The sequence below is a fragment of the Dokdonia sp. Asnod2-E02 genome (assembly GCF_045063915.1).
Taxonomy (GTDB): Bacteria; Bacteroidota; Bacteroidia; order Flavobacteriales; family Flavobacteriaceae; genus Dokdonia.
This window is the reverse complement of record NZ_JBEFNX010000005.1, coordinates 2,802,176-2,826,806: the sequence shown is the minus strand read 5'-3', so window position 1 is coordinate 2,826,806 and position 24,631 is coordinate 2,802,176. Positions and strand designations below refer to the sequence as shown.

Here is a 24,631-nt window from a genome sequence, read left to right as displayed (position 1 = left end):
AAGAAGTAAATATACTATTTAGTGCGCACATAGGGCAATAATCTAGTGCTAGCTATTCCAGATGCTCCAAGAGGCCTCTGCTTGTAATTCTAGCATTCTAAATCCGTTTATAATTTGAGCACCTTGTTGCAATGCTTTAGTTAGAAAAGTAGACTGCTCTGGATTATAAATAAGGTCAAAAGCTATATGAGAATCGCCTATATATTGATACGGTATCGCTGGCGCCATCTCAACCTCTGGAAAAGTTCCTACGGGTGTTGTATTTACTATAAAGGTGTGATCTTTTATGATTTGCTCATTGAGATCTTCATATTGTAATGAGGTGTTAGAACGCTTTCGCGAAACAAAGGTGCACTCCACCCCTAGCTGTTGCATTGCATAATGCACGGCTTTTGAAGCCCCTCCAGTACCTAAAATCAAACATTTATAAGAAGATGCAGAAAGAACTGTCTCATCAAAATCACAAAAGTGACTCTCACCAAAACGCTCTAATAATGAATCTCTAAAACCTATATAATCTGTATTATAACCCGTAAGTGTGCCATCATCTTCCGTCTTAACGGTATTTACAGCACCTATAGCGGCTGCGTGTGCGTCAAGTCTATCTAAAAAAGGAATAATATCTTGTTTATAAGGTATAGTGACATTATACCCTACGGCAGATTTTGCTAGGAGTACCTCTTGCATAGCAGCAGCATCTGGCACATCAAAATTTACATATTGTGCATTTACATCTTGCTTATCAAACTTCTCTTTAAAATATCCTCTTGAGAAGGAGTAGCCTATATCTTTTCCAAAAAGGCCATACTTAACTAGTACGTCTTGTTCTCTCTCCATATTTACCTAGTGCAACGACCATAAAAATACCTGCTAGTATAAAAAATATGGCAAGCACATTTTCAATATTTAACGCTGTAGGCAAGTAACGGTCGTAATTATCTAATATTGGTGTTCCGTTTATATCTAGTGCAATCTCTCCTGCAATGTCGCGCTCAAAAACTTCTGTTTTCCAAGGCCACACTACGCCTAGCGAACCTATAATAAAACCTAGTATTGCAGCATTAGTCTCCCATTTAAACTTTTTAAACAAATAACTTAAAAAATGAGAAATAGTAACAAGGCCAGTAAGTGATCCCAAAGAAAAAACGATCAAAACAGTAAGTAATCGCATATGTACTGGGTCATCAATGAAAGAAAAGTCTCCAGAAAATGTTTTTGTTATTGTTACAAATAAGGCATTTACAGAATCTACAAGTAGTAGCACATAATTACCTAGTAAGATAAGTATAAAAGAACCAGAGAGACCTGGTAATGTCATCCCAGAAACACCTATAATACCACAAATAAATACAAAGAGAAGATTATCATTTTCTTGTGCGGGCTCCATAAGACTTATAGCTACACCAAAAATAACCCCCGAAATAAGCATTACGATATTGCGATTAGTCCACTCTTCAAAATCTTTACCTATATAGTATATAGAACCTATTATCATACCAAAGAAAGCACTCCACACTAACAAGGGGTAATTTCTTATAGCTAGATCTAGTAATAATGAAACACTAAAATAACTTATGAGCATTCCTAAAATAAGGAGTCCTAAAAATCGTCCATTTATGTATTGCCAGAAACTACGAAAACGCCCTCCAAAAAGTAGCCGTAAGGCTTTCCCATTTACCTTTTGAAGCGAGTATATAAACTCTTCATAAAACCCAGCTACATAGGCTACAACTCCTCCAGACACTCCCGGAACTTTATTTGCAGCACCCATTGCTAGGCCTTTAAGTACGAGCCAGAGCTTATCAGAAAGCGATCTAGTCTCAGTCTGCATATACCTTCTTTTTACCTGCAGCTCTTTCTAATAATAAGATTAATGCAAATCCTACAACGGCAAATATTACGGCATATAGTACCTGTGGATCTCCATCAAAGGTTGATGGGAGTATACTCTTTGCCTCTACCGCAACCTCATCACCGTGCCTATCTATACGAGTAGATAAGACTTTTTTCCAAGGCCATATTTTGTTAAGTGATCCTACCATAAAACCGGTAAGTACAGCTAGGGTTATTTCTTTTTTATGCTCAAACATCCACTTAAGGATTTTTGAAAAGAGTTTAAGTCCCACAACACACCCTAAAGCAAAGAGTATGATTTTCCAGATAGCACTTCTAAGGAGTGACCAGTCTCGAGTAAGCAATGCGTCTTGAGCATCTGTAATTGTGCCTAGCACCATCCCATAAGAACCCAGTAATACGAGTATAAATGAACCTGAAACTCCAGGTAAAATCATTGCGATAATAGCAATACAACCAGAAACAAAATAAAACCACCACGCGTTAGGCGCTTCTGTAGGTACGGCTATTGTGATAAAATATGCAACTGCTACACCTAGAATTAATGCTATGATTGTGATTGCATTCCATTTTGAAATTTGTTTTCCTATATAAACAATACTGGCAAGTACAAGACCAAAGAAAAAAGACCATAAAAGAATAGGATATACATCAAGAAGATATTTTATAACTCGAGCAAGTGAGAGTATACTTATGGCTACTCCTAAAAATAAACTTCCTAAAAATTTAAGATTGTATCGCGCTATTGCAGCTTTTACTCCTTCCTTTTTCCAGACTTTAAAAATTCCAAAGTCTAGTTTATCTATTGTTTCTATAAGTTCTTGATAGATACCAGATATAAATGCAATGGTACCTCCAGATACACCGGGAACCACATCTGCTGCTCCCATTGCCATTCCTTTTAAGATAACAAATACGTAAGCGAGTGAAGTTTTTGGCATAGGATTATTTTAAAGTCTTAGCTAAAATACTAGCTTTCACTTTACATACCTATTTTTAAACAAAATTTTAAAAGTTACTAGTTTGAGTGTTTCTCAATTAATTCTCGAACTTCTTTCTTTGCAGCCACGTAAGGAAAAAGTTCATCTATAATTATAGAAAATTCGGCATCTAGTTTTAGACCATTTTTTAAAAAGTAGCGCCCTTGTATGTCACTCCCTTGCGCATAGTTAAGACCTGCCAGTCTAAAAGCTACCTCTGCATTTTCTGGATAAAACTCCATAGCCTGCGTTAAATTAATAACTGCTGCATTATGCTCACCTAGTTGTAAAAGTATATCTGCTCTGTTTAACCAAGTTTCAAGTTCATAATTACCCAGTTCTAACGTACGGCGATACCCTTCTTCTGCCTCTTCATAAAACTTAAGCCTGTGATTAATTTTTGCATAACGTTTCCAGTAAAGTACGTTATCGCTATCTATATTAATCGCTTTGTTTATATAGTACAGTGCCTTCTGAAAGTTAAGACGTTTTTTATAGAAATCTGTAATGGCAATCCACCCATTATCTAGTAAAGGATCTTCGTGCACACAGCGCTCAAAATGCTTTATAGCAAGTTCATCACTTCCTAACTTATCATAGCATTTACCCATACGAAGTAATGCAAAAGACGTGGGATCTTCAAGCTCTAGTGTAATCTGGTAATTTTCTAACGCCTCATTATAACGACCTAATTTCTCTAGCACTTTACCTTTCTCAAGGTAAGCTCCTACAAAACGGTCATCACTTATAATGGCAAAATCATAGGCCGAGAGTGCTTTTTCATACTCCTTAAGTCCAAAATATTGTTTCCCCACTTGATGCCAAGCTACTTCACAATAAGGATTATTGTTTAAAAACATATTGAGGTAATCTATAGCTTCTGTGTGCTGCTCTAAAAAATCAAAACAATAAATTACATTATAAAGCGCACTATAATCTTGCTCGTCTACCTCTAGACACTTCATAAAACTAAGCTTAGCGTTTTGAAAATCTTCTATAAAAAGATATTCCATCCCTATGAGGTTATAAACATCTGCAGGATCATTAGTAAGATCTATAGCTTGCTCTAGTAAGTAAATAGCCTTTTTGTGATCATCCTGCTTGCTATAAATGTTAGCCTTCTGGATAAAAACTTCTTCATTATGTGGTTCTAGCTCGTGTAGTTCTGTAAGAATTTGTTCGGCTTTTTCAAATTTGTTTTCAAAGATGAAAAGCTCTGCTTTAAAAAGTCTAAGGTTTGATGATGTGGGATGCTGCTCTAGACCTAGTTTTACAGCTTTTCGCGCAAGCGCAATTTTACCACTCTCGATATAGTAATTTGCAATATTTTCAAACTCTTCTGCGTCAAAAAAAAGAACATCATTAGTCTTTAACATAGACTCAAAACGAGTGAGCGATACACTATTTCCTTCTTGGCTAAAATCCATAGGCGACATTTTAAAATTACTCTTAATATAAATGTAGTAATACTTAAGAGTGATGTTGAGATTATACAACATAGTTGTCAACATAGTAATGAACAGCCAATAATCGCGCCAAACTGAACTTATGTCACATCTCTACCTAAAGTGCTGATAATAAAATCATATCATCTTAAAATTCTAGATTTTTGTAACTTTTACTCATTAAGAATGTCTTATTGACACAATAACCCTTATGAGCAACATATTATATAAAGAGACACAATATTTCCGTACACTTATTCTTATACTTTTACTAGTTGTCGTTATTCTGGCAGCTACAAATATATATTTGAGTAATGCAGAGACTGCCGCTAGTCCCGCTATTTATATAACGACTACTTTGCTTTTTACAGGGATTATTGTCCTTTTTTACAAGCTAGATATTATTATTACAGAAGATGAAGCTATATTAAGTTTTGGGATAGGTCTTGTTAAGAGAAAAATAGCTACTAACCGTCTGGACCTTGCGAGTACAAAAATCTTAAAGACAACATTGCTCTGGGGAATAGGCTATAGATTTACTCCACACGGCACGCTTTTTAACACACGGCTAGGTAAAGCCATTCACATTAAAACAAAGAATAAAAACTCAGAGTTCTTTGTGGTGACAGATAATATGGAGGCTATAAAAACTGCTGTAAAAAAAGCTCAAAGCATTAGTAATACTTAGACTTACCTAGGTAATCTTTTATTATTTCATTCCACTCAGGGCCTATACGTAAGGCAGTTGTATAAGGGATTGCATATAGATTATCATAATCTGTATATCCAGATTTTAATAATTCTTCTAGATAAAAAAGAGAAGCATTAATATCTCCCTCGCGAGCACTAAGTCCTATAACTTGTATAAACGCATCCTGGTTAGACGGGCTCACTAGTGTGCGTAAGATATTTACAAAAAGTAATTTTTCTGGCGTGCTATTTTGTGCCTTTACAATCTCATATTGCTGCTCTACACTGTTTTGTACAAATCCTTTAAGACGTATAGCCGCCTTACGCTCTTGCTTACTGCTTGCAGTACTATCTATTTTTACATCTAGCTCATCCATCTGGTAACTCCACCAGCCTAGGTTATCAAAAAATGCCTTTTGCGTGTCTTCTGCTAGGTAATACTTAAAATCTTCTGCCAGTAGACCTTCACCATACGTAATTACAGTACTCCTATCTCGCTTAGCGCGAAAAGCTTTATTAAAACGTATCTCCTTTGCGAGCTCTTTCTGGCTGTCTATATCAAGTATTTTCTTATACTTAGTTTTAAGCGCTGTCACAAAGTTATATGCATAAACGTGCTTTTGCTTTTTGTACAATAAATCTGCAAAGGCCATATCTGTATCATAAAATTGCTGCACGCGCTCTTTTTCTACATCCTCATCTATTAAAATATCTGTAAGCGCTGTCGCTAGGTAACCAGATTCTGGTAAGTCGCCTCCATCATACACGTGGTAACCCTTTATAAATTTATCTAAGCTATATCCTGTACCATAAGCACGTAGCTTATAAAACTGCTTACCCTCATCTGGTGAGAGTATAGACACCTTAAGTTTTGGGTTTTTACTAAGAAGCTTCTTGTCTAAAAATGCATCTCCTACCGCAATAAGACCATAAGTACTATTAGACAACTGCGCGCTGGTACTCGTTACTAAACTTGCATCGCCAAAACCCGCAAGAATGATCTTGTCACGATCTATAGCATACTGATCATAAGAGCGGTTTATCAACTCCTCCATCTGTTTTAGTGCCGGCTTTATCGTGCTATCTAGCTCATAATTTGCTCCTATAACAATACTACTCGTGAGCGCAGCACCTATAGAAAACTGTTGAGTAATGAGATCTCCCCTTCCTTTCTCATCAAAAACAAACACTACAGGATATGTGCTCTGTGCATCATAATCTCTAGGTAGATATATGGCATATGATTTATCAGAAGTAGGGTCTTGCTTCACCTTGGGGTGCACCATACCAGGCGTAATGGCAGATTGCCCAAAAGTGATAGAGGTAATAAAGAGTAAAAAATAAAATTTGCGCATACAGTATAATAATGAATATTGCAGGTATCAAAAACCGTGCACAAAATAAAGGTAGCACATTCTAAACGTACTTTTATAAAGATGTTGCAATAATTATTTCCGTATTTTTAGAAGTACAAATCAATCCAAATGAAACACAAGATTCTATTACTGACTGTGGTTTTTTACGCTTTCGCGAAAGCGTTATCACCACAACTACACGCACAAGATTATTTTACAGGCAAGTATGCTCCTTTTGACTCCGCCATCCCGTCACCTGCAGAGTTTCTGGGGTACGATATAGGCGAGCAACATACCCGTCACGACCAGATTGTAGCTTACTTGCAAGAACTAGCAGAGGTATCAAACCAAGCTACAATAGCACAATACGGCAAGTCACACGAAAGCCGAAAGCTAGTTATGCTCACCATATCTACTGCAGAAAATCTCGCAAACTTGACGGCCATTAAAAAACAGCATCTCGCCTTTGTAGACACAAAGCAAAATGTGACTAATTATAATGAAGTACCCGTTTTTATACAACTAGGGTATAATGTGCACGGTAATGAACCATCAAGTTCTGAGGCGGCATTGCTTACCGCATACACACTAGTAGCATCACAGCATCCAGATATTATAAACTACCGTAAAAACAGTGTTATCTTTTTAGACCCTACCATAAACCCAGATGGTCGCGATCGCCACACACAGTGGGCAAATAGTTATAAAGGCTCACCACTTGTATCTGATAATATAGACGCAGAGCATACAGAAATGTGGCCACGCGGAAGGACAAATCACTACTGGTTTGACCTTAACAGAGACTGGTTACTCGCTATTAACCCAGAGAGCCGTGGCAAACTAGACTGGTATCACGACTGGTATCCTAATGTGGTTACAGATTTTCACGAGATGGGTACAAACAGTACACACTTCTTTGAGCCTATGTTACCTATAGGAAGTAAAGACCCTATTATGCCTAAGGAAAATTATGAGGAGCTCAATAACCTTTTTGCGCCATACTTCTCTAGTGCGCTAGATGAGATAGGGAGTTTTTATTTTACAAAAGAAGCCTTTGACGGCACCTACCCAGGCTATGGATCTTCATATCCAGATTTACAAGGAGCTCTCGCCCTACTTTTTGAGCAAGCAAGTAGCCGTGGTCATTTACAAGACACAGATTTTGGCACCATTAGTTTTCCATTTACAATAAGAAACCAGTTTACGTCTGGAATGGCTACCGTAAAGGCCGCTGTAGAGAACAAAGCTAGACTACGAGAGTATCAACAAGAGTTCTTTAAAAGCGCCTTTAAGAAAGGAAAAACAGATCAAGCAGCCGCATATGAGTTTGGTGATCCTTATGATGCAAATAGAACAAAAGCGTTTATAGATAAACTCTTAAAGCACCGTATTAAACTATATGATAAAGGTGATGGTCGTTATGTAGTGCCTACTAACCAAGCTCAAAAAAGAATGGTTCAATCATTTTTTGAAACTTATAGCACCTACCGTGATAGTGTTTACTATGATGCCAGTGCGTGGTCTGTAGGTAACTTTTACAATATGCGTTACAAAGGTTTGAACAGCACCCCGAGTTTAGGAAAAGAGATCACCACAACAGATAATTTAGTACGCGTAGCGCCACTTACAAAAACGAGCTATGCCTACCTTATAGATTATGATGATTATAATGCACCAGCACTACTTAACCACCTACAAAAAGAAGGACTCGTGCTTGCCACCGCTTTTAAACCGTTTACAGCAAATACTACAAGTGGTATAAGGGATTTTAATTATGGTACACTTATGCTACCAGTAAGTCGTCAAGATGAGACCGAAGATGAAGTATATGACTTACTAGTAGCTGCACAGCAAAAATATCAAGTCCCTATTTATGCGACAAATACTGGCTTTAGCATAAAAGGAATTGATTTAGGAAGTCGCAACTTTCAAAAAATAGACGCTCCTAAAGCACTTATGGTTATAGGTAATGGTACTAGCTCTTATGAAGCTGGAGAGGTATGGCACTTACTTGACACACGTGTGCATATGCCTATCACAAAAGTGATGATGAGCAACTTTAACCGTGTAGATTTAAGTAAGTACAACACGCTAGTGATGGTATCTGGTAACTACAACGTCATATCAGACAGACAGCAAAAAAACTTGAAAGCTTGGATTGCTCAAGGCAATACTCTTATTACTTCTGGAACTGCGAGTAGCTGGGCTATAAAATCAAAAATTGCTACGGGCAAACTCACAAAAGATAAGAAAGAAGACTCCACAAAGACCGAAGAGCGCAAACCTTATGTAAACAAAGGTCCTAACCGTGGTAAGGAGCGTCTAGGCGGAGCCATTTTTGAGGTAGATCTAGACTTAACACACCCACTCGCTTTTGGCTACAGATATAACACACTACCTGTTTATAAAAACAATAACGTATGGCTACAGCCTTCAAAAAGTGAGTATAATACCGTTGCACAATACACAGACACACCGCATATAGACGGATTTATATCTGATAAAAACTTAAATGACTTTATGAAAAAGAGTGCCTCACTTATCGTTTCTCCGGAAGGTAGAGGCCGTGTGGTCCTTTTTGCAGATAATCCTAACTTTAGAGGAAGCTGGTACGGTACCAATAAACTCTTTCTTAACGCAATCTTCTTCGGGAGTTTAATAAACTAGTTATGCATAAATCAATTATCACATTTATATGCGGAGTGTTGTTTTTTTCCGCTTTCGCGAAAGCGCAATCACCCCTACAAGAAGGTCCTTTTAATCAGCTCATCATACGTGGCGTAACGCTCATAAATGGTAATGGAGCACCACCGATAAGTCCTGTAGATATTGTAGTAGAAGGAAATAAAATCACCGAAATTAAAGTAGTAGGATATCCAGGTGTAGCGATTAACGAAGCAAAACGCCCAAAACTACGTGCAGGCGGAAAAGAGCTAGATGCAAATGGAATGTACCTTTTACCAGGGTTTGTAGATTGTCACGTGCACATAGGTGGAGAAGCACAAGGAGCAGATCCAGATTATGTTTTTAAACTATGGATGGCGCACGGCGTTACGACCGTGCGTGAGGTTTCTGGTAGGAGTCGTGACTTTACATTAGACCTCAAGAAAAAATCTGCACGCAATAGCATTATCGCACCACGTATCATCTCGCATACAGGCTTTGGCCAAGGTAGTAAAGAGACTATAACTACTGCACAACAAGCAAGAGCTTGGGTCCAAAATAATAGCAAAAATGGTTCAGACGGGATTAAGTTTTTTGGCGCTCCACCAGAGGTTATGCAAGCAGCTCTTGAAGAAAACAAGAAACTGGGTCTTACCTCATCTATGCACCACGCTCAAATGAGCGTCGCACGCTGGAATGTACTTAACAGCGCACGTGCTGGACTTACGTCTATGGAGCACTGGTATGGATTACCAGAAGCACTGTTTGAAAACACGACAGTACAAAACTATCCGCTTGACTATAATTATAATAATGAGCAACACCGTTTTGGCGAGGCAGGACGCCTATGGGCGCAAGCGGCTAAACCAGGGTCTGAAAAATGGAATGCAGTTATGGAGGAGCTTATCGCTCTAGATTTCACACTAGATCCTACCTTTAATATTTATGAAGCCAGTCGTGACTTAATGAGAGCAAGAAGAGCCGAGTGGCACGAAGACTACACCCTTCCTTCCTTATGGAGATTTTATCAACCTAGTAAAATATCACACGGTAGCTACTGGCACTTCTGGGGTACAGAAGAAGAAGTACACTGGAAAAACAACTACCGTATGTGGATGGCTTTTGTAAATGAATATAAAAACAGAGGTGGTCGTGTAACTGTAGGTACAGATTCTGGCTTTATTTTTCAGTTATATGGATTTGCATACCCTAGAGAGTTAGAATTACTTAGGGAAGCAGGTTTTCACCCCCTGGAAGTGATAAGAGCGGCAACCCTCAATGGCGCAGAATTGCTTAATATGGACGACCAAGTAGGCTCTGTAGAAGTAAATAAACTTGCAGACTTTGTCATTGTAGAAGAAAACCCATTGCAAAATCTCAAAGTACTTTATGGAACAGGCGCTATAAAACTAACAGATGATAATGAAGTGGTGCGTGTAGGTGGAGTTAAGTATACTATAAAAGACGGGATAATCTATGATGCAAAAGAACTTTTGAGAGATGTAAAAAGCCAAGTAGATAAGGCAAAAAAAGAAGAAAACTTCACATTAAAACAACCGGGAGTTAATGATTAAATAATATATTTTATGACTTCACATCAGATAAACTGCATAATTTTATCGCTGTAACGGAATTAATCGTAAAATGTAGTGTTCAAAAATTTTTAAATTACTTAGACGCAACCTTTTACATATTTTAGTATCTATAAAGTGAAACCATAAAACTATCAAGATGATACGCATTGAATTTAATAACAAACTGATCCTAATTAATAAGTCTATACTTATTGTATCTGTGATTATACTTGCCTTATGTGCAATGTTATTTGTTTTTATGTAGCTATTATATCTACAATAACTTTTATATATAAAAACGCCCCATACAGTTATGTATGGGGCGTTTCTCATTGTATGTAATTACTTACCTTACTAACTTCTTGTATTTAATACGCTTAGGCATTAAATCACCACCTAATCGCTTTTTCTTATTTGCCTCATACTCTGAGAAACTACCCTCAAAGAAATACACTTGACTATCTCCCTCAAAAGCAAGAATGTGAGTACATATACGATCTAAGAACCAGCGGTCGTGACTAATTACTACGGCACAGCCTGCAAAGTTCTCTAGTCCTTCTTCTAGCGCTCTTAGTGTGTTTACATCAAGGTCGTTTGTAGGCTCATCCAGTAATAGTACGTTTCCTTCCTCTCTTAAAGTCATCGCAAGGTGTAAACGGTTGCGCTCACCACCAGATAGTGTTGCTACTTTCTTATTTTGCTCACTACCTGAGAAGTTAAATCTACTTAGGTATGCCCTAGAGTTTACTTCCTTACCGCCCATCATTACAAGCTCTTGCTCGTCTGAGAAGTTTTGCCAGATAGTTTTCTCTGGGTCTATATTGCTGTGACTCTGGTCTACATATGCGATTTGAGCAGTCTCTCCTACGTTAAAGGTTCCTTTATCTGGAGCCTCCTCACCCATAATCATTTTAAAGATAGTAGTCTTACCAGCTCCGTTAGGACCTATAATACCAACGATACCAGCCTGCGGCAAGTTAAAATTAAGGTCTTCATACAGTAACTTATCGCCAAAGGCTTTACTCACTCCAGATGCCTCAATAACATTAGTACCAAGACGTGGCCCATTAGGGATATAGATCTCAAGCTTCTCATCTACTTGCTTTTGATCTTGACTCATCATCTTGTCATAGTTCTGTAAACGAGCTTTTTGTTTAGTCTGGCGCCCTTTTGCTCCTTGACGTACCCACTCTAGCTCTCGCTCTAACGTTTTTTGTCTTTTTGAAGCGGTCTTACTCTCTTGCGCCATACGCTTAGACTTCTGGTCTAGCCAAGAAGAGTAGTTTCCTTTCCAAGGGATTCCCTCTCCTCTATCCAGCTCTAATATCCATCCTGCTACGTTATCAAGGAAGTAACGGTCGTGAGTTACAGCTATTACCGTTCCTTTATATTGTGCAAGGTGATGCTCTAACCAGTGTACAGACTCTGCGTCAAGGTGGTTAGTAGGCTCATCTAGTAATAATACATCTGGCTCTTGTAATAATAATCTACATAAAGCCACACGACGCTTTTCTCCTCCAGAGAGTACACCTACTTTTTGATCTGCCGGTGGGGTGCGTAGTGCATCCATCGCGATCTCTAGTTTTGTATCTAGCTCCCAGGCACCGCGAGCATCTATCTCATCTTGTAAAACTGCCTGGCGTGCCATAAGCTTATCCATCTTATCTGCATCTGAGTATACCTCTTCTAGACCAAATGAATCATTGATTTTATTGTACTCATCAAGAATAGCAACCGTTTCGGCAGCTCCTTCTTTTACAATCTCAAGAACCGTTTTTTCTGGATCTAGCTTAGGCTCTTGCTCAAGATACCCTACAGAAAATTCTTTATCTGAAGTTACATCTCCCTGAAAGTTTGTATCTAATCCTGCGATGATTTTCATCAACGTAGATTTACCAGAACCGTTAAGACCTAAGATTCCTATTTTTGCTCCATAAAAGAAGCTTAGGTATATCTTTTTAAGTACAGGTGTCTGTGCTCCAGGAAACGTTTTTGAAACGCCCTGCATTGAAAAAATGATCTTTTTATCGTCGCTCATAATTTGGCTTTTGGCTCTAAGCTGTATGCTTTAAGCTAGTTGGTTTATTGTTAGTACGCTTTCGCGAAAGCGGAAGGCAAAAATACAAAATCTATCATCTATTTAGACCAAAGGTCTTGTTGTCTATACTTAGATACTGAACGAATATTTTAATATGAACTGAACTAAAAAAAAAATCTCCTGCATATAGTATACGCAGGAGATTTAAATTTAAATCAAAATAAGATTATTTATCAAGTATTAATCGTTTTGTTACGGAGGACTTATCATCACTAATTTTGAGAAAATAGATACTACTTTCTAAATGACTTAAGTCTAACTCATAAACAGATTTTACACTATTAAACTCTTTTGTTAACAATAGTCTTCCTGAAAGATCGTATACCAACACTTGATTAATAAACGACATTTCAGAATTTGAAACATTAACCATTCCTTTTGAAGGATTAGGGTAAAGCTCCAAACTTGAAGTTAAGGAATTTGCATTAACACCCAGTGTTTCATCTACAGTTATTAAGAACGTACAGGTTGTCACATTATCAGATTCATCTGCAACAGATAGTGTTATTGTATTTTCTCCTATTGCTAACTGCTCTCCTATATCAGGGCTTTGATTTAATGTAATTTCTCCTGAACAGTTGTCTTGAACTTCTATAGATTGCTCTATAAATATATCACCTATGGAGTAAGCCTCTCCTTCCTCTACAGTTACAGTGTAATCTGCTGGACAAGAAAATACAGGATCTTGTTCATCTTGTACTGTTACTAATTGAGTACAAGTTACAGAGATTTCAGCACGCGTTAATGTCCAAGTTACTATGGTCTCACCTAATGGAAATTCTGATGGTGCATCATTTGTTAATTCTTCTCCTTCGCATCCATTTGTAGTAGGTTCTACTAGAGTTACCGATCCAAAACAAGAGTTTTCACCCGTTACAATAAACACATCATCAGAACATTGAATAACTAGTTCACAATCTGCATCATTAAAGTCAATCCCTAAGTTTGAATTTGCTGGGCCTGTCGCATTTGTAATGTTTGATGCTTGTACCTTATTAAATACACTATCTGAAAAGGTAAAAAGTAAATCAGAAATATCATCACTACTTTCATTATTAGATGCGGCGCCTGTTAATGTTAAAATTGCCTGGGTTGAGGCTTTGCTTATCATTGCTCCTGTTCCTGTACCCATAAGTCTAGCTACTGCAGCAAATTGTCCTCCTCCATAAGTAACTGCCTCCCAGCTGGCAGTTATAGCCTCCTCTTGTAACGTCCAATTTATGCCATCTAGAGAAGTCATAACCATATTTTCACCATCATTAGACACTGCTACAAATACACCAGCACCATATGTTATATCTCTCCAAGTATTATTAACCGGACTTGATCCAGTCTCCCAACTAAGGCCATTAGTACTATACATAACCCTATTGTCACCATCAGACGATATAGCAACATATTTATCTAAACCATATACAACAGACTCCCAAGTATTAGGCTGTGTAGACATCCAGTTCCCCCATTGGACCCCATCAAAAGATTGCATAACTTGATTTGTCCCATCAGATGATACCGCAACAAATCCTTCTTCTCCATATGTGACAGACTTCCAGCTGTTCTGTTCTGAAGAATTAAATAACTCCCAATTCAAACCATCACCAGACCTCATCACACGATTCTCCCCATCACTAGCCACAGCTATAAAAGTACCATTACCATATGTTATAGACTCCCAAGCGTTTTGCTCTGGGGCGTCTACAGGTTGCCAATCGATTCCGTTTGTTGATATCATTACTCTTGTATCACCATCTCTTGCCACAGCTACAAATAATTCATTTCCATATGCAACAGAAGACCAGTCACTACTTGCTGCCGCAATTCTAGTTGTCCAATCCAGCCCATCTAAAGAGGTCATAGCTAGAGTAGATGGCCCAGAAGCCACAGCTACGAAAAGACCGTTACCATAAACTATTGATTCCCATTGTATGGGTGATGCTACAATACCTGATTCCCAATCTGCCCCTGCTAAAGCTACTTCAATTTCTGGAACTAATCCTGAAGGGAGATTTGTGATTTCATAATCTATGCCAGCTGTTAATGGAGTAGAATTAAATACATCACCTTCAATATCAATAATTATTTCTCCAGAAACTTCCCCCATATTAGATGCGGTTTCTGTAAATCCAGAGCCACTATAGGTCACTAATGGAGCATCTATAAAATCTATTCCTAACGCAGTATCGATAGGCCCCTCAGCATTCATAACTTCTGATGAATTACTTATTGTAAATGCACTATCGTTTAATTGTAAAGTAAGATTTGAAATATCATTAATATCTTCGTGAGCATCTGCATTACCATTAAAAGTGAGCTGTGCTATACTTCTAGAAGGCGTTCTCATTACTCGATTTACTCCTTCTGTGGCTACAGCCACAAATTGCCCATCACCATAAGTAATATTATGCCATTTAGCATTGATAAAATTTTCTTGGTTTGTCCACGTCACACCATTATCTGTAGAAGTCATAACTCTTTGCGACCCATTACCAGCTACTGCTACAAAAGTTCCATCTCCATAAGTAACATCAAACCAAGAACTATTATTTATTCCCTCCTGAGAAGTCCAAGTTATACCATCTGGCGAAGTCATAACGCGATTTGTTCCGGAAGTACTTACCGCTACAAAATGACCATTTCCGTAAGTTACTGATGACCAAGAATTTTGTTCTGGTGCTTGTCTCGGTGTCCAATTAACTCCATCTGGTGATGTCAAAATTCTATTATCACCAGTTGCCCCTACAACTACGAACAAACCATTTCCAAAGGTTATTGAGCCCCAATTAAATTCATCAACGCCTACTTCCTGTTGTGTCCAAATTATACCATCAGGTGATGTCATTGCATCCGAACTTTGTCTAGAAAAAGCAACAAAGGTATCATTACCATAGGCTGCAAAACCATAAGAAATATTTGGGGATTGTTGATTAGTCCATTCAACACCATCTGTAGATGTAATGATTCTTTCATTCTGATCATTACCTAAACCTACAATGAGAAATTTTCCATTTGCATATATAATATCAAGGGGTTTTACACCGCCATCATAAGGAACCAGTTCCCAATTAATACCGTCTTCAGATTTCATAATAACGTTGCCGTCAAATTCTAGAGCGATTGCTACAAATATTCCGTTTCCATATGTTACTCCTAACCACTTTGAGTCTATAGCTGCAGTTTCGGCAACCCATAGACTTCCAGCTATTTGTGTAACTTCAAGAGCAGGTGTCAATCCAGAGGGAACAGCAGCTATAGCATAGTCCTCTCCTAGAACTAATTCTTGTTTTGAAAAAGCATCGCCATCCAAAAGGATCTCTATATTTCCACGAACACTACCATTGTTTGAATCATTCTCGACAAAGCCAGTTTCTGAAATTGAAATTGACTGCGCTTGTACCAAAGAAGTACAAATAAGGAATAAGAATCCTATCGTAAATTTTATCATAAAAGTTGATTATTGATTGATGAGGGATAAATGTATCACATTAAATTATACTTTTAAGATAATTCTTACAAAAAGAATATTGTATAATCCCTCTTGGAACAAATCAAAATATCGCTACTATTCTCCCTCTAAAACGGCACGCATCGCCTTAGCCTTGAGTAAGCACTCTTCATACTCACTATCTGGGTCAGAACCAGCGGTGATGGCCCCGCCTACTGAGTATGAGATGTATTGTTTCTCTGCATTGTAGAGTATACTGCGTATGACTACATTAAAATCAAAATCGCCTGCCGGGGTAAAATAGCCCACTGAGCCGCTGTATAAACCCCGCTTTGACTCTTCTAGTGACTCTATGATTTGCATTGCTCGCAATTTTGGCGCACCGGTCATACTTCCCATTGGGAAGGTGCTACGTATTACATCTACCGGTGAGATACCTAAGCCTAGTTGTGAGGTAACGGTTGATATCATTTGGTGAACTTGCTTAAAGGGGTATACCTCGCATAACTCCTCTACTACAACAGATCCTCTGCGAGCTGTGCGAGACAAGTCGTTGCGCACGAGATCTACAATCATTATGTTTTCTGAGCGCTCTTTTGGGTTTTGTTGTAACGCTTTCGCGAAAGCGTAATCCTCCTCCTCATTATCACTACGTCTAGCCGTTCCCTTTATGGGCTGGGTAACAATCTTCTCTCCTATTTTTTTAATATACCGCTCTGGTGTTGCCGAAAGTAAATACTGATCTTCCATCCTTAAATAAGTGGCAAACGGTGGGGTACTTATTGCATTGAGTCGCTCATATGTTTCTAGCGGATTGATGGCGCCTGTTGCATAAAACTCTTGACACATATTTGCCTCATAAATATCACCTCTGTGTATGTGGGCAAGCATCTCACGAACCTTTTCTTTATAAGCTTCTTTGTGAATCTTGAGTTTAATAGATAATGGCTCTGCAGGGATATAGGGTTCATAGTTTACACCATTTATTATCTCCTTATAATCCTCTTCTATCTCATCATCTACCATACCTAGGTAGTGCATCTCGAGGGTGTCACCTTTGAGTAAAAAAACCTTTTTGGGCTGAAAGAAATATAAGTCTGCAAAGTCGAGACTGTCGTCATTTTTTGATGTAAGTCGCTCAGTATCATTCTTAAGATCATAACTGAGGTATCCAAAAATCCAATCTTTTGTTGTACTTTGATACTCCTCCAGTTGATCAAAAGCTCCTTGATAGTCAGTCTTTAGACTTGTAAAAGCATCTACTGCTAGTATGGCCTCGTACTCAGGATAATTTTGTCGCTCGTAACTGTTACTATCAAGCCACACAATGTCTTCATACTGCTGTGCCCAAGAAAGTAGTCGTTTCTTAAAGGCATTAAGGTCTGTTATAGTTATGGTTTTAGTAGTACGATTCACAACGGTAAAAATACACAAGAATGAGACGGATATAAATTGATGTTAAAAACATTTTTATTTGAAAAAAAGTTATTAACCTAGTGGTCTGGTAGACTAATAAATATTTAAACACATAACACACTGATACTATGGTATCCAAAGCATTACAAGCCACCTATAGAGAGCGACTTTTTAGACACTTAGACGGTATCGTTACCGCTCCATCTGCGTTTTCGCTTTACAAAAAGGGCGTGACCACATATATATTAGATAAAAAAGAGGTCACAATTGGTGATTTGACATCAACCTTTGATGCAAATGAGGGATACCTCAACGTGGCATTGCGACTACTAGCCTCACAAGGATGGCTCGTGCAGCACATAGATAACAGCACAAATACGGTTACTTATGGTATAAATGAGCATACAGCAACAGCTTTTGCACTATTCCCACTTTATGAAGAGGTAACAGCACTACAAAAGCTTTCTGAAAATTACCATTTTAGAAAATTTGAGGTTGCTCCTTTTAAAATGTTACAAGATATTTTTTCAAAATACCGCGATCATTATAGTATCACACTATCTGAAGATCCAGCAGAGAGAACAATACAAGAGCAAGTACTTGCTCATATAGAAGGAAGTATACTAGGTCCTACTTTTGTACACCTGTCTATGAATGGTGCCTTTCATAAATACTTTATGCAGGCAAGCTTTAGGCCAGAAGAGTTTCACGCAGATGGAGAGAACTTCAAAAAACTATTAGACATACTCACTTATTTTGAACTGTTTACTCGCAAAGAACACACGTATCAATTTACAGACAAAGGACTGTTCTTTGCAAAGAGAGCCAGCGCATACGGCGTGACTGTTTCTTACATACCTACCTTGCGTAAGCTTGACGACCTGCTTTTTGGTAATGCGTTGGCGGCAAAATCACAAGGTGACGGTAGCCAAGAAGGACACGTAGACAGAGCTATGAATGTATGGGGAAGCGGTGGTGCGCACGCTACCTACTTTAAAGTAGTAGATACTATTATACTTGATATTTTTAACAAACCTCTAGACGAGCAACCTAAAGGAATATTAGATATGGGCTGCGGTAACGGTGCTTTTTTAATACACCTTTACAATCTTATTGAGCGTCACACACTACGTGGCAAGCATCTAGATGAACACCCACTTATACTAGTAGGAGCAGATTATAACCAGACAGCAATAGATATTACTAAGCAAAATCTCATCCAAGCCGAAATATGGGCAAAAGTGATGTGGGGAGATATAGGTGACCCAGACAGACTCGCTGCCGACTTACAGGAGGAGTATGACATCACGCTAGGAGATCTTCTTAATGTGCGTTCTTTCTTAGATCATAATCGTGTATGGAAAGCCCCAGCCCAATCTACAAAGAGTCCAAGCACATCTACTGGAGCCTTTGCATATGAGGGCGCTCGCATTTCAAATAACGATGCTGAAGCCTCGCTTGCAGAACATTTTGGAAAATGGTCTCCATATACTGGAAAACACGGTTTATTACTCATAGAGTTACATAGTGTACCTCCAGCAATCGCAGCAGATTATATAGGAAAAACAGCCGTAACTGCCTATGATGCTACGCACGGCTACTCAGATCAATTTATAGTAGAAGTACCTGTTTTCCATAAAGTGCTAGATAGTATAGGTATGAAGAGAGATGAAAAACTAAGTAAAAAATTTCCAAATAATGATGCGGCAACGGTAACTGTAAATCTCTTTAGACACTAGATTGAGTTATCTTTGCTATTATGGAAGAGAAGCAGCAACAACCTAATAACCCGTTACACGGGGTAAAACTTGTAGACATCTTAGAGTTTCTGGTAACTAACTATGGCTGGAAAGAAATGAGTTTACAGGTAGATATAAATTGCTTCAAAAAAGATCCTTCTATAAAATCTAGTCTCAAATTTTTGAGACGTACTCCCTGGGCTAGAGAAAAAGTAGAGCAATTATATTTACAGTCTATATAAAAAAACGCGTTATCAATAACTGAATAACGCGTTTACAAACAAACTAAAAAAACAGTTCTTCTACAAGGCGCTCTCTACACCTGCGTACTTCTCAATAAGACGTACTATGAGGTCATTAAGCTTTTCTACTTTTACATCTTCTGTAGTAGGCTCCATATGGTCATTACCTATACCGCTATCATCTGTAAGGAAAACATACGTTCCATTAGTGGCAACACTAAATGATCGCATCAAGAATTCTACTTCTTTATTTGCTCCACTAGCAACAACAGGTATTATTTTTATACCCATCTCTCGAGCTTTTTTAATCTGTGATTTTATGAGCTCCACATTTTGCTTTGTGTAGTGTGGAGGTGCGTCTAGCATCAAGAATAGTAGCTTTGCCTTTGCATCCACATTCCAAGATTGAGAGAAGGATACTTTTAAAGCTTCCTCTACTGCCTCTTCATAATCTCCACCTCCATTTGCATCTTGCTGTGATAAAAAATCTTTTACCTCATTTACATTTTCTTTAAAATCTATCGATTTAGTTACATAGCTATCACCGTGATCTCTATACACTGTGAGCGCTACTCGTTTTTGTGCGATTTGTGCATCTATTCTATTCATAATATTTTTAAGCTCAGATTTGAGATAAGCAATCTCATCTCCCATAGAGCCTGTAGCATCTACAGCAAATAGAACGTCTACTGTATTAGTCGCAGTAACACTTGACGCTATGGTAATCTCTACCGCCTGTTGTCCTCCACTTATAGATTTTCCCACTACAGTACCCTCACTATACACTTGTACTAAGAAGCGATCACTCAGGTTGTGTGCTCCTTTATAAAGTACTAGTGATCCATTAACATCTGTACGACCTTTCATAAGCTGCTTTTTATTTTTATAGAGAGCAACCATTGTATTTGCTACAGGAGTTTGATCTTTATTCTTGAGGGTAATGTCTATTTTATTTTTATGGATAAATCGCCAGCGGCCGGCAACTTTTTGTGCTTCCCCACTTGAGAAAATCTCATAATACTCAGACCACTTTTCTAAGTCATTAATCTCACCTGCCGTAAGCTGTCCATAAGCCGGGTCATTATATCTAGAAGGATGACTAGAACCTTCTGTCACTGCAACGCCAGAAACTTTACCTCTTATAACGATACTAACATCTGAGGTAGCATACCCTACAGCACGTTTCTCTCTCTTTACTCCAGAAGCTGTAACAATTACTTCTTCTAGCTCAGGACTGCCTAGCATCGCGACATTAATTACGGTAGCATCTCCTACAATGATTTCTTGAGTATCAAAACCTACAAATGAAAATACGAGCGTATCCAGCTTTACCGCTCTGATCTCATAATTACCGTCAAAATCTGAGACTGATTTACGATCCTTCCCCTTTACTAAGATATTTGCACCCGGAAGTGGGTTACCCTCTGCAGTGATTGTTCCTGTGATGTTTACTTCTTGAGCATAAGAAACAAGACTAAGAAATATTAAGATAGATGTGATGATAGCTCTCATAATGTTTGGTTTTTAAGTATGAGGTAAAACTACCTTAGCTATACTCTAAACTAAACCTACAATGAGTGAACACATCTTTTGAGCTAGGCAAGTGCCCTAACGCTCATCATAATCATCAAGATTATATCGCCTTTACAATTGCTTTGCCTCTTCCCAGAAGATATCCATCTCTTTAAGCGTCATATCTGAAAGGTCTTTATTAAGCTCTTTGGCCTTACCTTCTAGGTACTGAAAGCGTTTTATAAACTTCTTATTAGTGCGCTCAAGAGCGCTTTCTGGGTCTACTTTTAAGAAACGAGCATAGTTAATCATAGAGAAAAGTACATCGCCAAATTCGGCTTCTATCTTCTCTTGATTATTTTCGTTTACTTCGTGTTGTAGTTCTTCTAGCTCTTCTTGTACTTTTTCAAAAACCTGCTGGGGCTCTTCCCAGTCAAAACCTACACCCGCTACTTTATCTTGTATTCGGCTTGCTTTTACAAGTGCCGGTAGGCTTCTAGGCACACCTTCTAGCACAGATTTTTTACCTTCTTTGAGTTTGAGTTTCTCCCAGTTAGTAGCTACTTCATCGGCATTTGCTACATCTACATCACCATATATATGTGGGTGACGAGAGATAAGCTTTTCTGAGATACTGTTTGCCACATCTGCTATATCAAAGTCTTGGGTCTCGCTTCCTATTTTTGCATAAAAGACAATGTGTAATAAAAGGTCTCCCAGTTCCTTTTTTACTTCTTCTAGGTCATTATCTAGTATAGCATCGCCTAGCTCATAAGTCTCCTCTATGGTGAGATGGCGTAGGCTCTCCATCGTTTGTTTTTTATCCCAAGGGCATCCTACTCTAAGCTCATCCATAATCGTGAGTAATCTATCTATGGCTTTGAGCTGTGCTTCTCTTGAGTACTTCATAATGGTTCTTTTTATAGTAGATATAATGAGGGTTTATATTACGCTTTCGCGAAAGCGTAATAAAGTTTAAAACTAAAAAAGCCTTCACATATAGATTGTAAAGGCTCTTTAATATTATAAAAAGTTATGCACTATTCTTCTTCGTCTGAAGCTACTGGAGCTTCAAAGTTGAGCATCTCCTTTTGTTGTAAAATGTTGTACCACTGCACTACCTTCTTTATATCGCTAGCATACACGCGGTCTTCATCATAATCTGGTACTACGTTAAAGAAAAACTCTTCGAGCTCATCTTTTGACACCTTATGGTGTATGGTAGGACCACCGTTTTCTTTTTCCTTTATAGCTTGAAAAACCTCTCTTAACGGCTTTTCTGCACTTAGTGTATAGATGGCTATCTCAGACAGAACACTCACATTGTGACGAATCCCTACGGTAATTCTCTTACCATCCACGAGTGACTCTGCTACAAAACCACTACGTGTTTGTTGCTTTAACTCATATATACCAGGCTTTCCTGCGATTGCGATTACTTTATCTAAACTCATATATTATTTTATTGGGTGGCAAAGATGCACTTTGCACCACATATTTACAAATTAGTTTTTTGGGTTTAACGTTTTAGCGTTTTTTTGACGCCGCCGGAAAACGCATACGGTAGTCTGCACTGCACTTTCCTTTTGAGATATTTGCTAGCTTTCCTTTTATTAAACGTTTTTTAAGACTCGATAGTTTATCTGTAAAAAGTATACCATCTATGTGATCATACTCGTGCTGTATCACACGTGCTATAAGGCCCTCATAAGTTTCTGTATGCTCCTTAAAGTTTTCGTCTTGATACTTGATGGTTACCGTAGGTTTTCTAAAAACATCTTCGTTTATACCAGGTATACTCAAACATCCTTCAGAAAAAGCCCACTCCTCTCCTTCTTCTTCTAGAATCTCTGCATTTATGAAGGTTTTCTTAAAGCTAGATAGTTGCTTTTGCTCCTCTGGCGTAAAGCTCTCATCATCTGCAAATGGTGTTGTATCTACAAGAAAGATGCGTATAGGTAATCCCACTTGTGGTGCTGCAAGGCCTACGCCGTGCGCTCCATACATTGTCTCATACATATTCTCAAGGAGCTCACTCAGGTTAGGGTACTCTGGAGTAATATCTTTTGCTTTTTTCTTAAGCACGGGACTCCCGTATGCTACTATAGGTAATATCATATCTATTTATTATACAGGTAATCCTGCAGTATAATGGTTGCACTTATTTGATCTACAAGTGCTTTATTTTGTCTCTTCTTTTTACCGATACCGCTATCTATCATTGTCTGGAAAGCCATCTTTGAGGTAAAACGTTCATCTTGCCTAATGATTTTGAGCTCGGGATGTTTTTTTTCTACGCTTTCGCGAAAGCGTACTATATGCTCCTCAACATCACTCGCCTCATTATTCATACGTTTAGGCTCTCCTATGACCATTGCCTCTACTTTTTCTTCGGCTAGGTAGGTGGCTAAAAATTTAAAAATATCTTTAGTCGGTACCGTGGTTAAGCCAGAAGCAATAAGTTGCAACTCATCTGTCACCGCGACTCCCGTGCGCTTTGTTCCATAATCTATTGCAATGATGCGTGCCATCTGTAAAATTTGGTGCAAAAATAAGTAAAAACAAGCAAGAATATAAGCGATATGCACACCGATACATAAACCCACACCCATAAGCGACAGTCTATTACTCACTATAGGCTTTGCTTATTGTAACATATATAACAAAAAAGCACTTCCTTGTGTGGCTTTTACAACAAAGACTACCTTTATAAACTCAATTGATACTTTATCTTTGGGCCAAAGATTATAGCACCGTGAGCCACTATACTCACTTATAAAACTTAAAAGAATATACAATGACACAACTTCAGAATATTATTGAAGAAGCGTGGGACGACCGTACGCACCTTACTAACCCTGTAACTATAAACGCCATACGTGAGGTGGTAGATATGCTAGACCGCGGTACCCTGCGTGTTGCAGAGCCTACAGAAAATGGATGGCAAGTAAACGAGTGGGTAAAAAAAGCTGTAGTACTTTATTTCCCTATTCAAAAAATGGAAACTCTTGAAGCTGGTATATTTGAATATCACGACAAAATTCCTCTCAAGAGAGATTACGAAAACCGTGGTATACGTGTAGTACCTAACGCTGTCGCAAGACACGGAGCATACATATCAAAAGGAGTTATCCTTATGCCTAGTTATGTAAATATAGGTGCCTATGTAGACGAGGGTACTATGGTAGACACCTGGGCAACAGTAGGTAGCTGTGCTCAAATAGGTAAAAATGTACACCTTAGTGGTGGTGTAGGTATAGGTGGTGTACTTGAGCCGTTACAAGCCTCTCCCGTAATTATAGAAGATGGTGCTTTTATAGGATCTAGATGTATCGTAGTAGAAGGTGTACACGTAGAGAAAGAAGCCGTACTAGGCGCAAACGTAGTACTTACTATGAGTACAAAAATCATAGACGTTACAGGTGACGAGCCAGTAGAGATGAAAGGCCGCGTACCAGCTCGCTCTGTAGTGATACCAGGAAGTTATACAAAAAAGTTTGCCGCTGGAGAGTACCAAGTACCTTGTGCACTTATTATAGGTAAACGTAAAGAAAGTACAAATAAGAAAACCTCTCTTAATGACGCACTAAGAGAATATGATGTAGCCGTATAAACGATCT

The 24,631-nt window shown here is 38.3% G+C and carries 19 protein-coding genes; 6 read left to right on the top strand and 13 right to left on the bottom strand.

The features are described 5' to 3' along the window. Positions 1–48: 48 nt before the first annotated feature. From ACJJVM_RS12860 to ACJJVM_RS12845, 4 genes are all read right to left on the bottom strand, one after another. Positions 49–837, bottom strand: a complete 789-nt coding sequence (locus ACJJVM_RS12860; RefSeq protein ID WP_405211899.1) for a shikimate dehydrogenase family protein — start codon at positions 835–837, stop codon at positions 49–51. Further along, positions 809–1,831 carry a DUF368 domain-containing protein gene (locus tag ACJJVM_RS12855; RefSeq protein WP_298348134.1) on the bottom strand — a complete coding sequence of 341 codons (1,023 nt, stop codon included), beginning with the start codon at positions 1,829–1,831 and terminating at the stop codon, positions 809–811. Before ACJJVM_RS12855 ends, ACJJVM_RS12860 begins: the two co-directional genes overlap by 29 nt. Next, positions 1,821–2,795 (bottom strand): DUF368 domain-containing protein, encoded by a 975-nt coding sequence (locus ACJJVM_RS12850; protein WP_405211898.1) that lies wholly within the window; start codon positions 2,793–2,795, stop codon positions 1,821–1,823. The genes ACJJVM_RS12855 and ACJJVM_RS12850 overlap by 11 nt, the downstream gene beginning before the upstream one ends. A gap of 77 nt (positions 2,796–2,872) precedes the next feature. Next, positions 2,873–4,261: a tetratricopeptide repeat protein gene (locus ACJJVM_RS12845; protein WP_405211897.1), complete on the bottom strand. Its 1,389-nt coding sequence runs from the start codon at positions 4,259–4,261 to the stop codon at positions 2,873–2,875. Positions 4,262–4,490: 229 nt separating this feature from the next. On the opposite strand from ACJJVM_RS12845, the gene ACJJVM_RS12840 reads away from it, so the two are divergent. Next, positions 4,491–4,967, top strand: a complete 477-nt coding sequence (locus ACJJVM_RS12840; protein ID WP_405211896.1) for a hypothetical protein — start codon at positions 4,491–4,493, stop codon at positions 4,965–4,967. On the opposite strand, the gene ACJJVM_RS12835 is transcribed toward ACJJVM_RS12840, so the two are convergent. Continuing rightward, complete coding sequence (locus tag ACJJVM_RS12835; protein ID WP_405211895.1) at positions 4,954–6,324, bottom strand: hypothetical protein; 1,371 nt, start codon at positions 6,322–6,324, stop codon at positions 4,954–4,956. The two genes, ACJJVM_RS12840 and ACJJVM_RS12835, sit on opposite strands and share 14 nt — an antisense overlap. A 129-nt stretch (positions 6,325–6,453) precedes the next feature. On the opposite strand from ACJJVM_RS12835, the gene ACJJVM_RS12830 reads away from it, so the two are divergent. Continuing rightward, positions 6,454–8,991 carry a M14 family zinc carboxypeptidase gene (locus tag ACJJVM_RS12830; protein ID WP_405211894.1) on the top strand — a complete coding sequence of 846 codons (2,538 nt, stop codon included), beginning with the start codon at positions 6,454–6,456 and terminating at the stop codon, positions 8,989–8,991. Positions 8,992–8,993: 2 nt separating this feature from the next. Then, on the top strand, positions 8,994–10,562 hold the full coding sequence (locus tag ACJJVM_RS12825) for an amidohydrolase family protein (RefSeq protein ID WP_405211893.1): 1,569 nt from the start codon (positions 8,994–8,996) through the stop codon (positions 10,560–10,562). A gap of 346 nt (positions 10,563–10,908) precedes the next feature. Here ACJJVM_RS12825 and ettA read toward each other — a convergent pair whose 3' ends face one another. The 3 genes from ettA to pabB form a co-directional block, all read right to left on the bottom strand. Then, entirely contained in the window at positions 10,909–12,600 is a 1,692-nt protein-coding gene (gene ettA / locus ACJJVM_RS12820; RefSeq protein WP_035325109.1) for an energy-dependent translational throttle protein EttA, read from the bottom strand. 226 nt (positions 12,601–12,826) lie between these two features. Continuing rightward, positions 12,827–16,102 carry a T9SS type A sorting domain-containing protein gene (locus ACJJVM_RS12815; protein ID WP_405211892.1) on the bottom strand — a complete coding sequence of 1,092 codons (3,276 nt, stop codon included), beginning with the start codon at positions 16,100–16,102 and terminating at the stop codon, positions 12,827–12,829. Between the two features lie 117 nt (positions 16,103–16,219). Then, the gene (pabB, locus tag ACJJVM_RS12810; RefSeq protein WP_405211891.1) at positions 16,220–17,518 is read right to left on the bottom strand and encodes an aminodeoxychorismate synthase component I; all 1,299 of its coding nucleotides are present in this window, start codon (positions 17,516–17,518) and stop codon (positions 16,220–16,222) included. A 128-nt stretch (positions 17,519–17,646) separates the two neighbouring features. On the opposite strand from pabB, the gene ACJJVM_RS12805 reads away from it, so the two are divergent. Next, positions 17,647–19,257: a class I SAM-dependent methyltransferase gene (locus tag ACJJVM_RS12805; RefSeq protein WP_405211890.1), complete on the top strand. Its 1,611-nt coding sequence runs from the start codon at positions 17,647–17,649 to the stop codon at positions 19,255–19,257. A 20-nt stretch (positions 19,258–19,277) separates the two neighbouring features. Continuing rightward, positions 19,278–19,499 carry a VF530 family DNA-binding protein gene (locus ACJJVM_RS12800; RefSeq protein WP_021778590.1) on the top strand — a complete coding sequence of 74 codons (222 nt, stop codon included), beginning with the start codon at positions 19,278–19,280 and terminating at the stop codon, positions 19,497–19,499. A gap of 60 nt (positions 19,500–19,559) precedes the next feature. Here the strand turns inward: ACJJVM_RS12800 and ACJJVM_RS12795 are convergent, their stop codons facing one another. The 5 genes from ACJJVM_RS12795 to ruvX form a co-directional block, all read right to left on the bottom strand. Next, entirely contained in the window at positions 19,560–21,011 is a 1,452-nt protein-coding gene (locus tag ACJJVM_RS12795) for a carboxypeptidase-like regulatory domain-containing protein (RefSeq protein WP_405211889.1), read from the bottom strand. A gap of 132 nt (positions 21,012–21,143) precedes the next feature. After that, positions 21,144–21,920, bottom strand: coding sequence for a nucleoside triphosphate pyrophosphohydrolase (gene mazG, locus ACJJVM_RS12790; RefSeq protein ID WP_021778588.1), 777 nt, complete (start codon positions 21,918–21,920; stop codon positions 21,144–21,146). Between the two features lie 131 nt (positions 21,921–22,051). After that, positions 22,052–22,465 carry a DUF5606 domain-containing protein gene (locus tag ACJJVM_RS12785; RefSeq protein WP_021778587.1) on the bottom strand — a complete coding sequence of 138 codons (414 nt, stop codon included), beginning with the start codon at positions 22,463–22,465 and terminating at the stop codon, positions 22,052–22,054. Between the two features lie 73 nt (positions 22,466–22,538). Next, entirely contained in the window at positions 22,539–23,129 is a 591-nt protein-coding gene (gene def, locus ACJJVM_RS12780; protein ID WP_021778586.1) for a peptide deformylase, read from the bottom strand. 2 nt (positions 23,130–23,131) lie between these two features. Next, a complete protein-coding gene (ruvX, locus tag ACJJVM_RS12775) occupies positions 23,132–23,542 on the bottom strand; it encodes a Holliday junction resolvase RuvX (protein ID WP_038600903.1) in 411 nt (136 codons plus the stop codon). Positions 23,543–23,808: 266 nt separating this feature from the next. On the opposite strand from ruvX, the gene ACJJVM_RS12770 reads away from it, so the two are divergent. Beyond that, positions 23,809–24,624 (top strand): 2,3,4,5-tetrahydropyridine-2,6-dicarboxylate N-succinyltransferase, encoded by an 816-nt coding sequence (locus ACJJVM_RS12770; protein WP_035325115.1) that lies wholly within the window; start codon positions 23,809–23,811, stop codon positions 24,622–24,624. Positions 24,625–24,631 lie beyond the last annotated feature (7 nt).

Coding starts and splice junctions, on each gene's coding strand:
- ACJJVM_RS12860 (WP_405211899.1), bottom strand. CDS start 837: ATGGAGAGAGAACAAGACGTACTAGTTAAGTATGGCCTTTTTGGAAAA.
- ACJJVM_RS12855 (WP_298348134.1), bottom strand. CDS start 1,831: ATGCAGACTGAGACTAGATCGCTTTCTGATAAGCTCTGGCTCGTACTT.
- ACJJVM_RS12850 (WP_405211898.1), bottom strand. CDS start 2,795: ATGCCAAAAACTTCACTCGCTTACGTATTTGTTATCTTAAAAGGAATG.
- ACJJVM_RS12845 (WP_405211897.1), bottom strand. CDS start 4,261: ATGGATTTTAGCCAAGAAGGAAATAGTGTATCGCTCACTCGTTTTGAG.
- ACJJVM_RS12840 (WP_405211896.1), top strand. CDS start 4,491: ATGAGCAACATATTATATAAAGAGACACAATATTTCCGTACACTTATT.
- ACJJVM_RS12835 (WP_405211895.1), bottom strand. CDS start 6,324: ATGCGCAAATTTTATTTTTTACTCTTTATTACCTCTATCACTTTTGGG.
- ACJJVM_RS12830 (WP_405211894.1), top strand. CDS start 6,454: ATGAAACACAAGATTCTATTACTGACTGTGGTTTTTTACGCTTTCGCG.
- ACJJVM_RS12825 (WP_405211893.1), top strand. CDS start 8,994: ATGCATAAATCAATTATCACATTTATATGCGGAGTGTTGTTTTTTTCC.
- ettA (WP_035325109.1), bottom strand. CDS start 12,600: ATGAGCGACGATAAAAAGATCATTTTTTCAATGCAGGGCGTTTCAAAA.
- ACJJVM_RS12815 (WP_405211892.1), bottom strand. CDS start 16,102: ATGATAAAATTTACGATAGGATTCTTATTCCTTATTTGTACTTCTTTG.
- ACJJVM_RS12805 (WP_405211890.1), top strand. CDS start 17,647: ATGGTATCCAAAGCATTACAAGCCACCTATAGAGAGCGACTTTTTAGA.
- ACJJVM_RS12800 (WP_021778590.1), top strand. CDS start 19,278: ATGGAAGAGAAGCAGCAACAACCTAATAACCCGTTACACGGGGTAAAA.
- ACJJVM_RS12795 (WP_405211889.1), bottom strand. CDS start 21,011: ATGAGAGCTATCATCACATCTATCTTAATATTTCTTAGTCTTGTTTCT.
- mazG (WP_021778588.1), bottom strand. CDS start 21,920: ATGAAGTACTCAAGAGAAGCACAGCTCAAAGCCATAGATAGATTACTC.
- ACJJVM_RS12785 (WP_021778587.1), bottom strand. CDS start 22,465: ATGAGTTTAGATAAAGTAATCGCAATCGCAGGAAAGCCTGGTATATAT.
- def (WP_021778586.1), bottom strand. CDS start 23,129: ATGATATTACCTATAGTAGCATACGGGAGTCCCGTGCTTAAGAAAAAA.
- ruvX (WP_038600903.1), bottom strand. CDS start 23,542: ATGGCACGCATCATTGCAATAGATTATGGAACAAAGCGCACGGGAGTC.
- ACJJVM_RS12770 (WP_035325115.1), top strand. CDS start 23,809: ATGACACAACTTCAGAATATTATTGAAGAAGCGTGGGACGACCGTACG.